The organism is Rhodopseudomonas sp. (assembly GCF_036404135.1).
Lineage (GTDB): Bacteria > Pseudomonadota > Alphaproteobacteria > Rhizobiales > Xanthobacteraceae > Rhodopseudomonas_A.
On sequence record NZ_DASWPE010000210.1, the window covers coordinates 1 to 12,643 of the forward strand.

The 12,643-nt window shown below is 65.5% G+C and carries 11 protein-coding genes; 2 read left to right on the forward strand and 9 right to left on the reverse strand.

Annotation, left to right across the window (positions count from 1 at the left end; translation table 11 throughout):
- Window positions 1-269 precede the first annotated feature (269 nt).
- The 7 genes from VGC77_RS23075 to VGC77_RS23105 form a co-directional block, all read right to left on the reverse strand.
- Window positions 270-1,889, reverse strand: coding sequence for a sigma 54-interacting transcriptional regulator (locus VGC77_RS23075; protein ID WP_331173889.1), 1,620 nt, complete (start codon window positions 1,887-1,889; stop codon window positions 270-272).
- Window positions 1,890-2,503: 614 nt separating this feature from the next.
- A complete protein-coding gene (pqqE, locus tag VGC77_RS23080) occupies window positions 2,504-3,703 on the reverse strand; it encodes a pyrroloquinoline quinone biosynthesis protein PqqE (RefSeq protein WP_331173890.1) in 1,200 nt (399 codons plus the stop codon).
- Complete coding sequence (gene pqqD / locus VGC77_RS23085; RefSeq protein WP_331173891.1) at window positions 3,700-4,017, reverse strand: pyrroloquinoline quinone biosynthesis peptide chaperone PqqD; 318 nt, start codon at window positions 4,015-4,017, stop codon at window positions 3,700-3,702. Before pqqD ends, pqqE begins: the two co-directional genes overlap by 4 nt.
- A gap of 9 nt (window positions 4,018-4,026) precedes the next feature.
- Window positions 4,027-4,782: a pyrroloquinoline-quinone synthase PqqC gene (gene pqqC / locus VGC77_RS23090; RefSeq protein WP_331173897.1), complete on the reverse strand. Its 756-nt coding sequence runs from the start codon at window positions 4,780-4,782 to the stop codon at window positions 4,027-4,029.
- A gap of 17 nt (window positions 4,783-4,799) precedes the next feature.
- On the reverse strand, window positions 4,800-5,735 hold the full coding sequence (gene pqqB / locus VGC77_RS23095) for a pyrroloquinoline quinone biosynthesis protein PqqB (protein ID WP_331173892.1): 936 nt from the start codon (window positions 5,733-5,735) through the stop codon (window positions 4,800-4,802).
- Window positions 5,736-5,846: 111 nt separating this feature from the next.
- Window positions 5,847-5,927 carry a pyrroloquinoline quinone precursor peptide PqqA gene (pqqA, locus tag VGC77_RS23100; RefSeq protein WP_041801384.1) on the reverse strand — a complete coding sequence of 27 codons (81 nt, stop codon included), beginning with the start codon at window positions 5,925-5,927 and terminating at the stop codon, window positions 5,847-5,849.
- A gap of 229 nt (window positions 5,928-6,156) precedes the next feature.
- The gene (locus VGC77_RS23105; protein WP_331173893.1) at window positions 6,157-6,891 is read right to left on the reverse strand and encodes a type 1 glutamine amidotransferase; all 735 of its coding nucleotides are present in this window, start codon (window positions 6,889-6,891) and stop codon (window positions 6,157-6,159) included.
- Window positions 6,892-7,054: 163 nt separating this feature from the next.
- On the opposite strand from VGC77_RS23105, the gene VGC77_RS23110 reads away from it, so the two are divergent.
- Window positions 7,055-7,888 (forward strand): NAD(+)--dinitrogen-reductase ADP-D-ribosyltransferase, encoded by an 834-nt coding sequence (locus VGC77_RS23110; RefSeq protein ID WP_331173894.1) that lies wholly within the window; start codon window positions 7,055-7,057, stop codon window positions 7,886-7,888.
- A gap of 29 nt (window positions 7,889-7,917) precedes the next feature.
- Window positions 7,918-8,799: an ADP-ribosyl-[dinitrogen reductase] hydrolase gene (gene draG, locus VGC77_RS23115; RefSeq protein WP_331173895.1), complete on the forward strand. Its 882-nt coding sequence runs from the start codon at window positions 7,918-7,920 to the stop codon at window positions 8,797-8,799.
- A 429-nt stretch (window positions 8,800-9,228) separates the two neighbouring features.
- Here the strand turns inward: draG and VGC77_RS23120 are convergent, their stop codons facing one another.
- Window positions 9,229-11,199 carry a DEAD/DEAH box helicase gene (locus VGC77_RS23120; protein ID WP_331173896.1) on the reverse strand — a complete coding sequence of 657 codons (1,971 nt, stop codon included), beginning with the start codon at window positions 11,197-11,199 and terminating at the stop codon, window positions 9,229-9,231.
- Between the two features lie 467 nt (window positions 11,200-11,666).
- Window positions 11,667-12,578, reverse strand: a complete 912-nt coding sequence (locus tag VGC77_RS23125) for a flagellin (protein ID WP_331173898.1) — start codon at window positions 12,576-12,578, stop codon at window positions 11,667-11,669.
- Between the last annotated feature and the right edge of the window lie 65 nt (window positions 12,579-12,643).

Here is a 12,643-nt window from a genome sequence, read left to right on the forward strand (position 1 = left end):
CCCCCGTCAAAATCGAAGTGTCGCAAGACAGATCACACGAATTCCCGATTCTGGAATCCCCCCAGCAACACCCGAGTCAATCCGTCGCACCCAAGATGTGTGCATGCCTTAGTGCGCACGCAGGGACCCATCACCCCTGGCTTCAGAGATGAAGAAAAGGCCTCAACCACGGCGCCAAATTGAGACTCCGCACCGTATGGGTCCCTGCCTGCGCAGGGACGACTCGCGGACGGGCGGTGCTCATCTGCTGCCATGCGATGCGCAGCTCGCTACCCGCGGGCCTCGCGGCCGCGGCGAAACGTCTTGTAGTTGATGCCGAATTTTTCCATCCGCAGGCCGAGAATGCGGCGGGTCAGGCCAAGTTCCTGGGCGGCGTCGGTGACGTTGCCGCGGTGGCTCTTCAGCGCCTCGACGATCATCTCATATTCCACCGCCTGCACCTTGCCGCCGAGGCTGCAACCGAAATTGGTGCCGGTCTCGGCCGAGGTCTGCAGCGACGGCGGCAGGTTGTAGCCGTGGATCACGCCGTCCTCCGACAGGATCACCGAGCGCTCGATGACGTTTTCGAGCTCGCGGACGTTGCCCGGCCAGTGATACGCCATCAGCATGTTCAGTGCCGGGGTCGAGATCCGTTTCACATCGCGGCCGCTATCGGCGGCGTTGCGCGCGGCGAAATAGTCCGCCAGCAGGATCACGTCGCTGCCGCGCTCGCGCAGCGGCGGAATGGTGATCGGGAACACATAGAGCCGGTAGTACAGATCCTCGCGGAAGCTGCCCTTCGCCACCATGTCGAGCAGGTCGCGGTTGGTGGCGGCGATGATCCGCAGATCGACCTTCACCGGCTTGGCGCCGCCGACCCGCTCGAAGGTCTTTTCCTGCAGCACCCGCAGCAGTTTCGCCTGCATCGGCAGGCTCAATTCGCCGACCTCGTCGAGGAAGATGGTGCCGCCGTCGGCCAGCTCGAAGCGGCCCTTGCGCATCCCGATCGCGCCGGTGAAGGCGCCCTTCTCATGGCCGAACAATTCGCTCTCGACGATGCTCTCCGGCAATGCCGCGCAGTTGAACTTGACGAACGGGCCGTCGGCGGTGGCGCTGTTGTAGTGGATTGCGTTGGCGACCAGTTCCTTGCCGACGCCGCTTTCGCCGAGCACCAGCACGGTGGCCTTGGTGCCGGCGACCTTGTGGATCAGCTCGTAGACCTGCTGCATCGGCTTGGAATTGCCGATGATGTTGGAGGGCTTGAAACGCTCCTTCAGCGCGCTCTGCAGCCTGCGGTTCTCGTTCTCCAGCCGCACCTTTTCGACGTTCTCGAGCAGATAGAGTTCGGCCGCCGGCGCCACCATCAGCGCCACGGTGGAGAGCACCTCGACGTCCTGCTTCAACAGCCGCTGGTTGCGATAGATCCGCTCGGCGCTGATGGTGCCGATCACCTTCTGCGCGTGAATGATCGGCACGCAGAAGAACGAGCCGTTGGCGTTGCCGTTGCCGTGCGCCCGGGTGCGGTCGAGAAACCGCGGGTCGTCGCGCAGATGCGGCACCACGATGGCGTGGCCGGTTTCCACCACCTTGCCGGTGATGCCTTCGCCGGAGGCGTAGATGCCGCGCGCCTTCTCCTCCTCGGACAGCCCGAAGCTCTCGTGGATGAAGATGGTCTCCGAGCCGCGGTCATAAAGTGTCACCATGCCGCGCTGGATCCGCAGCTGCTTCTGCATCACCGACAGGATGATGGTCAGGGTCTTGGCGAGGTCCTCGCTGTCGGAAATGATTTTCGCGATCTCGAACAGCAGCGGCAGCACGTTCACCCGGCATTCGCCAGTGAAGCAGTGGGTGAATTCCTCGACCGCCGGCTCGGTCTCGACGGCTATCGGTTTGCTCGCAGTCATGGCCATGCTCGCGACCTCAGCTTCGGTTGGGTTGCACGTTCATTGCCGGGCCGGCGCCCGCCGCGCCGGCATGATCGGCTCCCGGCGCGGGCGTCGCCGACGGAACGCCGACGCGCGCGAGCGGGTTGAAGCGATTTCGTTCCGATGTGTACAATTCGACGTCCGTTTCTGCGAATGGGTACGACGCTTTTGCTCGCTTGACGGTGGCCGGGGCTGCAGCGATGCCGCACCGCCGCGCCGGCCACCGCCGCAGCGGCACCCTTATATAGCATCGGATATAACGAAACGCGTGATGATGTGAATGGCAGCACTGTCGAATCCGTAGGCAGACTGCTAATTCGGCAATCAGCCGTTGCGGCGGATGCGAGTTGATTGCAGGGGGCTACGTCCTTCGGACGACCCACGCACGCCGGCGTCGCCAACCGCGATCACCCATAACGCGTCGACCCCTGCGATGCAGCGACCCATACGGCGCGGAGTCTGATGTTGTGGGGGGGGGGGGCGCAGGCCGGTTCTTTATCTCGAACGCCAGGGGTGATGGGTCTCTGCGTGCGCAAGGACGACCCGCGGAGGGGCTGCGCGCTCACATCCCCGTTGTGCGGGGAGGGGGACGACAGCGCTCACTCGCGCTCCGGCTCAAGTGTGCCGCCGGCGAAGTTGCGATAGATGAAGCGGCCGGCGGCCTGGTCGGCTTCGGCGGCGGCGAGCCGGAAGATTGTCTCGTGCCGCGGCGACAGCGCGCAGGCCGGGTCGGTGGCGGCGGCGTCGCCGGTCAGCGCAAAGGCCTGGCAGCGGCAGCCGCCGAAATCGATCTCCTTGAAGGCGCAGCTGACGCAGGGCTCCTGCATCCAGCCGGTGCCGCGATAGCGGTTGAAGGCCTCGGAGTTCTGCCAGATCCAGGCGATCGAGTGAGCGCCGCGCACCGATTCGAATTCGAGCCCGGTGATGCTCTCGGCGGCGTGGCAGGGCAGCACCTTGCCGGTCGGCGAGATGTTGAAGAACTGCCGGCCCCAGCCGCCCATGCATTTCTTCGGCCGCAGCGCGTAGTAGTCCGGGATCACGTAGTCGATCTCCAGAATTCCCTTCAGCCGCAATCGCGCGTCTTCGACGATCCGCGTGGTGTCCTCGAGCTGTTGCAGCGTCGGCATCAAGGCGGCGCGGTTCTTCAAGGCCCAGCCGTAATATTGCACATTGGCGACTTCGAGCCGGTCGGCATCGAGATCGACCGCCATCTCGATGATGTCGGCGAGCTGGTCGAGGTTCTGCCGGTGCATCACCGCATTCACCGTGAGCGGCAACTCGAGCTCCCGCGTCCAGCGCGCCACCTCGAGCTTCTTGGCGTGCGCTCCGGCAAATCCCGCGACCCGATCGGCGCTGAACGCCTCATTGCCCTGGAAACTGATCTGCACATGGCACAGCCCGGCATCGGCCAGCGCTTGCAGCTTGTCGCGGCTGAGCAGCACCGCCGAGGTGATCAGGTTGCTGTAAAGGCCCACTTCGGTTGCGTGCCGCACCAGCTCGGCCAGATCCTTGCGCGCGGTCGGCTCGCCGCCGGAGAAGTGGATCTGCAGCACGCCGATTTCGGCGAGCTCGCTCAACACCGCCTTCCATTCTTGCGTGGTGAGTTCGCCGCGACTGCGCTCCAGCTCCAGCGGGTTGGAGCAATACGGGCACTGCAGCGGACAGCGATGGGTCAGTTCCGCCAGCACCGCCAGCGGAATGCCGAACTGTTCGGCGACCGACGAGCGCCGCTGCAGCACCGCGACGCCGTCGGCGGGATCGGCCGCAACCGGGCTGGCATCGGTCAGGGTCGGGCTCATGCGGTGTTCTCCCGCGCCTCGGCGAGGAATCCCTTGTCGGCGAGGTCCTGCAACATCGCGATGACGTCGCCGCCGATCAGTTCGCGCGCCGCGGAATATTTGCGGGCCAACAGATCGATGATGTCGGCGACGCTGCGCACGCCGTCGCACAGCTGCAAGATCTCCACCGCGATTTCGTCCGGCGCCAGCACCCGCTCCGGCGCCAGAATCACCCAGCGCTGCCGCGTGGCGTCGAACCGCAGCTTGGCGTGGCGCGGCAATACCGGCCGGCTGGCCTCCTCGACGGTCGGATTGCGGCTGCGCGGCGCTGCCATGCTCTGCCTTCAGTTTGCCTCAGGAACGAACGCACCCGGCGGCACATGGCCGTCGACATAGGCGTGGTGCAGCGCGTCGAGCTGCGCCCACAGCACATTTGTTTTGAAAATCAACGCGTTGCAGACCGCCTCGCGCTCCGCCGGGGTCGTGGCGTGGCGCTTGACGTAATCGAGGGCAAAATCCGCGTCGCGCGGCGCCTGCGTCAGCCGGCGCTTGAAGTAGGTCATGATCTGCGGATTGACGAAATCATAATGCTCCAGCATGCCGGCGATCCGCTCTTCGTGCAGATTGGGCGCGAACAATTCGGTCAGCGACGAGGCGATCGCCTCCAGCGGAGATTTGTCGCGGACGAAATGCACATAGGCGTCCACCGCAAACCGCGTCGCCGGCAGAATGCCTTGCGTGGATTCCACATAGGCGGTGTCGAGGCCGAGCCCTTCGGTCAGCTTCAGCCAGCGCTCGATGCCGCCCTCGGCGCCGAGATCGCCGTCGTGATCCTCCAGCCGGTGCCGCCACTCGACCCGCGTGGCGCGGTCGGAAAACCGCGAGATCACCACCGCATCCTTGATCGGGATCGAGCACTGATAGTAGTAGCGGTTCAGCGCCCAGGCCTGCACCTGGCCCTTGTTCAGCTTGCCGCCGTGCAGCAGCCGGTGAAACGGATGCAGATTGTGATAGCGCGTGGCGCCGATCTGGCGCAGCGCCGCTTCGAGCTGCTCGGCGTCCTGCAGCTGCGTATTTCTCGCCAGCGAAAACGCCGACATGCCGTACAAAGGCGCGTTCACAACACAACCTCCATGCCGTCGGCGGGGATCTGCCAGCCGGCGCGATCCACCGCCTTGCGTTCCGCGGAATCCGGCAGCAGCGCCGGGTTGGAATTGTTGATATGCAGAAAGATCTTCTGCGTGATGCCGCAATCCGCCAACGCGGCCAGCGCGCCGGCCTCGCCCGACATCGCGATGTGGCCCATCGCCTGCCCGGTCTTGTGGCCGAGCCCCGCCGCGATCAGTTCGTCGTCACGCCACACCGTGCCGTCGAAGAACGCCAGCGAGGCGCCAGCGAGCCGCTGTTTCAGCTCAGGCCCGACCTCGGCGCAGGCCGCGACAAAGTAGAAACTCTTGCCGGTGGAGCGATCGGTGATGCGCAAACCCAGCGTATCGCCGGTGTCGTTTTGCGCTTCTCCGTTGGGATGCGCCGCACCTTCGAGATACCAGGCGCCCTTGCCGGCCACCGCGAACGGCAGCACTTCGATGCCGGCCGGCGTGCCATCCGGCAGCGTCAGTTCGAACGGCTGATCGATCGCGATCTCGCATCGTTTCACGGCGCGTTCGTTCAACACGTTGAAGATGCTGTTGGCCGTCAGGATCGCCAGCACCCGACGATGCGCGTAAAGCGTGAACGGCGAGCCTTCGCGCATCGACAGCAGGCCGGCCACCGCGTCGACTTCGCCATTGGTGAGGATCACCCCGGCGATCGGGCTATGCCTCAATTGGCCGTGCCGGGGATGCAGCTGCGGGGTCTGGATCAGTTGCTGGCGCAGATCCGGCGAGGCGTTGATCAAAAACCAGTGCACGCCGTCGGCGCTGATCGCGACCGAGGCCTGGGTGCGCCGAAGCGCCGGATCATCACCCCTCGCCGCCTGACAGACCGGACATCCGCAATTCCATTGCGGCACCCCTCCGCCCGCGGCCGCTCCCAGAACGACGACGCGCAACATCAACCCGTCTCCGGGGCTTGCGCATTCCGCGCCTGCCGAACGCGGCAATGGCCCATGCCCGGGCACATCGCCGCGATCAGCCTTCGCTGAATGCCAAGCTATCGCAGCCTGTTACTTGCGGGCCGCGCAGGCATACATGTTGATTTCCATGCCAACGGCAACTTCGACGATCTTCGGAGTTTTCCAGGCCATTGTTCGTCCTCCCATTTGCACGGTCGATGCCGCGATTTTGCACGGTCGATGCCGCGATCCGGAAAAGATAGGGCGGTCGCCGAGCGGGCGCAAGTGAAAGCTCCGCACAGCGGCGTGAGCGGTCTCTGCTGCAGTGCGAAGTAACTACCGCCTGCCGCAGCTGCGCAATCAGTTCCGATCGCGCAGCTTGGGAGCGTCGCGCCTCGACCTGCGGACAGGCGTGGAACCACTATTCAACGCGTGTTGCGCGCGACGCCGCCACGATGCCGAGAAAGTTCTTATTGAGCCGGCGCGCAGCCGTCGCAAAGGCCGGCAACCGCGCCGCGGTCTCGGCGGCTAGCGACGCTGCGCGCTGCGGCCCGAGCGCGGTGTCGAGCGAGGCGGCGTAGGCCGGCAATTGACGCCATTGCGGCACGGTCTCTTCGGTGATCTCGACGTGGTACTGCAGCCCATAGGCCAACCCGACCCGGAACGCCTGCACCGCGCAGGCTTCGTTGCCGGCCAACAATTCGGCCCCTTCCGGCAGCCGCGTCACCTCCGCTCCATGCCATTGGAAGGTTTCCACCGGGTTGGCGAAGCCCGCAAACAACGGATCGGCGAAGCCGGCGGCGGTCAGCGCCACCGCGCCCAGCCCGACCTCCGGGCTGTTGCCCAGCGCCACCGCCCCGCCCAGCGCGTCGGCCAACAGCTGGTGGCCCAGGCAGATCCCGAGATAGGGCCGGTTCAGTTCGCGGACGAAGCGGCGGATCGCGGCCTTTTCGGGTGCCAGCCAGGGGTGCGCGCGCTCCTGCCAAACGTCCATCGGCCCGCCCATCACCACCAGCGCGTCATAGGCCTCGAGCGCCGGGATCGGCTCGCCGGCGTCGAGCTCGATGGCGTCCCAGGAAATCCCCTCGGCCCGCCAGAATTCGCGAAAAATCCCGGGGTGCTCGATATCAATGTGTTGAAAGACCAGAAAGCGCATGGTGTTCCTCGGCGTGGCGATGTGGCTTGCGTTCGGCTTGGCCTGCAAGCCGTGCGCCAGAAAATCATCGGCGGGCGAGACTTGACGGGGCCGGCGGCAGCCGTCCATCGAGCTCCCCAAGCGGGGCGCTCGCCGATTTGGGTGTTGGATAGCGGACGAGGCAGTGAGCGGGCAATTGCAAATATCCGGACCGGCCGGCATCGGGCACTCCACCAATCTGGTCGGGGTGCCTATGGATTTTCTCGCGCACGCCCGCTTCAACGACCATCCGGTGCCGCTGCACATCGCCGGCGTCCGCGAGATGAACCCGGAGCTGTTCGAGATGCTGGCACAGGCCAGCGACCTCGCAGACGCCGGCGGCGCCTTCATGTGCTACATGATGGCGATGTTCGGGATCGACGCCGAACAGCGCGAGCCGCCGCTCGGCCCGGACAAGCCGCGGCGCTATCGCTCCTCGTTCCTGCGCTTGATCACCGGCTGGGGCTGCGACAGCAACGGCGCCGAAGGCGCGGTGCTGAAGGGCTGGGTGGAAAGCCGGTTCGGCATTTTCCCGACCTTTCACAAGGAATTCATCGAGCGGATCGCGAGCGGGGTGTGGACCACCTATGTCGAAGAGAAGATGTCGAGCCGCTTCCACAACAACGCGATCTATGTGCAGCTCGATCTATTGTTCGAATTCTGCCAATGGGCGCTGGCGAACCTGGTGATGCCCGGCAAGACCCATCTGACGCTGTACCGCGGCGTCAACGATTTCAACGAACATCAGGTGATCGAGCGGATCGACAAGACCACGGTGATGATGCGGCTGAACAATCTGTCGTCGTTTTCCTCCGACCGCGAGATCGCCGAATGTTTCGGCGATACCATTCTCACCGTGCGCATTCCGCTCTGCAAGGTGGTGTTCTTCAACACGCTGCTGGCCGCCTACCCGTTCAAGGGCGAGCGGGAATATCTGGTGATCGGCGGCGAGTATCGTGTCAATGCCAGCTACTTTTAGAAGACCCCTGCGATGAAGCAGCCTGCGCGATGACCTCACCGAACCTGCAAGACCGCGCGCTCGCGGCGTATCTCGGCTTCGCCATCGGCGACGCGCTCGGCGCCACCGTCGAATTCATGACCCGCACGGAGATCGCCGGAAAATACGGCGTGCACCGCGAGATCATCGGCGGCGGCTGGCTGCGGTTGGCGCCCGGCCAGATCACCGACGATACCCAGATGGCGCTGGCGCTCGGCACGTCGCTGACAAAGCACGGGCAATTCGAGGTCGGCGATGTCTGCGAGGAATTTGCCGCCTGGCTGAAGAGCCGGCCGATCGACGTCGGCTCGACCTGCCGCCGCGGCATCCGCCGCTACATCACCGAGGGCACGGTGCAAGGCCCGTATTTCGAAGGCGACGCCGGCAACGGCGCGGCGATGCGGGTGCTTCCGGTGGCGCTCGCCACGCTCGGTCGGCCGGACCAGGCGCAATCCTGGACGCTGGCGCAATCGCGCATCACCCATCATCATCCTTTGTCCGACGCCTCGAGCCTGATGCTGGTCGGGATGCTGCACGTGCTGCTCGGCGGCGGCGACAAGGCCGCGGCGCGCAAGGTCGCCGACGGCGTGATCGCGCAGCATCGGCTGCTGAAGTTCGATCCCTATCACGGCCAGTCCTCGGCCTATGTGGTCGATACCATGCACACCGTGCTGCATTACTATTTCAGCACCGCGTCGTTTTCCGATTGCGTGATCGCGACCGTGAACCAGGGCGGCGACGCCGACACCACCGGCGCCATCGCGGCGATGCTGGCCGGCGCCACCTACGGGCTTTCGGCGATCCCGGGCAAATGGCTGGCGAAGCTCGATCCGAAGATCAGCGCAGCGATCCGCGAGCAGGTGCCGAAACTGCTGGCGATTGCGGGGCGATAATAGCGCTGCTGAGGGATGAGTACGGCTTCGCGGCACTGTAGCCGCGATGCGTCGCAATATGTTTTTGCGAGGGCGCGGCGATCGCGTGATCGGCGAGCGGGCGGGCGTCGGGATGATCTGGTCATTCGAATACCGTGATCCGTTTTCGGAAGCGCCTCTGCTCCCCTCCCCCTTGCGGGGAGGGGTCGGGGGTGGGGGTCTACAAGCACAGCGCTTAATCTGTGTGATCAGCCGAGAGCTAACTATGCGTAAGCCGTCGCGACTTGCTTTCACAGTTAGTCGACGACGCGTCGTACCCCCACCCCCAACCCCTCCCCGCAAGGGGGAGGGGAGCGCGCTGCCATCGTGGCGACGGGAGCGAGTAGCTGGCGAAGCAGTAACTGGTAGAGCCAGTCGCCCTATCGGTTTGAATAGCGAATACCCGCGACCTTACTCGCGAAACTTCTTCTTCGGCTTTTTCGGCTTCTTGTCGTATGCCGGCTTCAGCTCGAAGCTGCCGCCACTCGGCGAAACCTCGGCGTAAACCGGCCTGTCGTTGGCCAACGGGTCATAGGCCGGCTTGTCAAAACCAGGCTTGTCGTAGCCCGGCTTGTCGTAGGATTTTTTCTTCTTGAAGCCGGCCTCGCGCGGCGCGCCGTCGCCAGGCTTGCGATCGTAAGGCTTGGCCGCGGGCTTGCGCTCATATGGCTTGCCGCCGGGCGGGCGGCGCTCCGGCGTCTGCTGCGCCGCCGGCGCGTCACCCATCGCCTCGATGCGGATGTTGTCTTCCTTGTCGGGCCGCCGGATCATCGCCGCAAAGGAGTCCGCCGCGGCACCGGAAATCTCGAACTCGGTGGTGGTGTCGTGAATCCGGATCGCGCCGATGTCCTGCTTGTCGATGCCGCCGCGCCGGCAGATCATCGGCAGCAGCCAGCGCGCCTCGGCGTTCTTCTTGCGGCCGATCGCGGCGCGAAACCACACGCCGCCTTCCATGGCGTGGCGCGCGGAGGCCTTGCCGGGGCGCGCTTTCGGACTGTAGTCGCGCTCCTCGGCGCGCGGGCGGGCGTCCCGCGTGGCCGCGCGCGGCTCGCGCGAACGGGCGCCGCGGTCGCCCGGATCCAGAATGTCTTCCGGCGACGGCAGCCGCGCGCGATAGAGCCGCGCCAAGGCCGCGGCGATGTATTCGGGCGAGCGCTCGGCCAAGAGAGCCTGCGCCAGCACCAGATCCTCGGCCGAGGGCTCCTCGGCGAACAGCGCGTCCTGGAACATGCGCTCCTGGTCGAGCTTGCGGATCTCGTCGGCAGAGGGGGCAGTGCCCCACACCGCGTCGATGCCGGCGAGATTGAGCAGCAGTTCGGCGCGGCGGCGACGCGCCGGCGGCACCAACAGAACGCTGACGCCCTTCTTGCCGGCGCGGCCGGTGCGGCCGGAGCGATGCTGCATCACCTCGGCGTCGTTCGGCAGATCGGCGTGGATCACCAGCGCCAGATTCGGCAGATCAATGCCGCGCGCCGCGACGTCGGTGGCGACGCAGACCCGGGCGCGGCCATCGCGCAGCGACTGCAGCGCCATGGTGCGCTCGTTCTGGGTCAATTCGCCGGACAGCGCCACCACCGAGAAGCCACGCTCCGAGAGCGCGGTCTGCAGATGCTTGACGGCGTTACGGGTGTTGCAGAATACGATGGTGCTCGGCGATTCATAGAAGCGCAGCACGTTGACCACGGCGTGCTCGACGTCGCCGGACGCAATCCGGATCGCCTGGTATTCGATGTCGGCGTGGCCGCCCTCGCCGCCGTCGACTTCGACGCGGAACGCCTGCTGCTGATACTGCTTGGCCAAGGCGACAATGCCGCGCGGCAGCGTCGCCGAGAACAGCAAAGTGCGGCGCTCCGCCGGCGTGGTCTTGAGGATGAATTCCATGTCCTCGCGAAAGCCGAGATCGAGCATCTCGTCGGCTTCGTCGAGCACCACGGCCTTGAGTTGCGAGACGTCGAGCCGGCCGCGCCGCAGATGATCGCACAGCCGTCCCGGCGTGCCGACCACGATATGGGCGCCGCGGGTGAGTTCGCGCTGCTCCTGCCGCGGGTCCATGCCGCCGACGCAAGAGACGACGCGGGTGTCGGCGTAGGCGTACAGCCAGGCCAGCTCGCGATGCACCTGCAAAGCGAGCTCGCGGGTCGGCGCCACGATCAGCGCCAGGGGGGCGGCGGCCTGCTCGAAGCGTTCGGCGTCGCCCAGCAGGTTCTTGGCGATCGCCAGTCCATAGGCGACGGTCTTGCCCGATCCGGTCTGCGCCGAGACCAGAAGGTCGCGCCCGGCGGCCTGCTCGGCCAGCACGGCGGTCTGCACCGGGGTCGGGTCGTTATAATGGCGCTCCGCCAGGGCTCGGGCGAGCGGCGGGCTAGTGGTCAAGAATGTCACGAGATGGTGGTCCTGCTTGGCGGGACGCCGTGGCGTCGAAAGAGGCCCCGAACCGAACGGCTCGAGCCGGCGCGCCTTGAATGCGCAGCCGGCAGGCCCGTCGGAATGGGTGAGGTCGGATTGCTTTAAGCCAAGACGGCGCAAAGCGCCAATGATTGCTTGGCAAACAGCCCAAAGCCGCCGAGCCAGACCGCGCCGCCGGACCCTGCCCGACGCCGCCAGAACCGAATAGGCCTCTGGGATCGTTAAGTATTCTCTGCACGCCATGGCTTTTGACGGCCCCCGTCTCCCGGCCGGTCCGGGCGCCACGCCGCCGCGACCGCCAGGGGATCGACGGCCGACCGACGAAAGCGGCGTTCGGACCCTATAGCGTTTTCGGGCGAAGTGGGTCCCGGTTCGCGTGAAGAAAACGCGTCAAAATAACAATCTAGAGTTCCGGTTCTGATTCGATCAGGACCGGAATAGCTCTAGGTCAGATAGCTCGCCAGGTTGAGGCCTTGCACCTTGGAGATCGCCGCATAGGACGCCGTCAACTGGGCCTGATAGGTCGCCAGCGAGGCGGTGACCGCGGCGACATCGACGCTGGTGAGATCGCTGCCGAGCGTCTGCGCATAGGTCTGGTACTCGGTCTGAAAGCTGCTGGCGCGTTCGATCGCCGACGCCGCATTGGAGATCTTGCTCTGCAGCACACCGACGCCGTCGATCGCACTTTCCGACAGATCCAACGCCTCGTTCAGCGTGGCGGTCGACAGCGGTGAATTGTTGGCGACCAGATTGATGGCCCGCATCGCCTGCTCGAACGCCGAGTTGTCGGCGGTGACGCCGTAGGAGATCGTCTGGCTGTCCGACACCCGCACCGACGCTTTTTCCTGATCGCCCTGGTAATAGCTGGTGTTGGCCGTCGATGGCGATGTCGCGGTCGGATAGGTCGCCGAATCGATATCGACCGGCGCCACGTCGGTGCGCGCGCCGCCGAACACATAGTCGCCGCTGTATTGCGTGTTGAGCAGCGAAGCCATCTGCTGCAGCGCTTCCTGGGCGGATTGCGCGACGCTGGAGGAGTCGGTGCTCGCGGCGCTGGTGGCGCTGGTCAGCAGGCTGCGGAAGTTGGTCAACAGATCGGCGATCGAGCCCACCGCCGAATACATTACCTGAATCTTGCTGTCGGCCTGGGTCGCCGCGTCGATATAGGAATCCGCCCGGGTCACCGACACCTGCAGATTGACGATCTGCTGCGACGACGAGCCGTAGCCGCCGAAATCCGAGGAGACGACCCCCGAGGCCTCCTGGATCTGCATGTTGGCCATCGTGCTCTGCGTCCGCAACGCGGCGGCGATCATCTGGTCGCTGATCGAAAAGGTAGCAACGCGCATCGCCATCGTAACCGCTCCTATGACGTCGAGCTCTGCACCGCCGTCAGCAGCGATGCGAACATCTCGTTGAT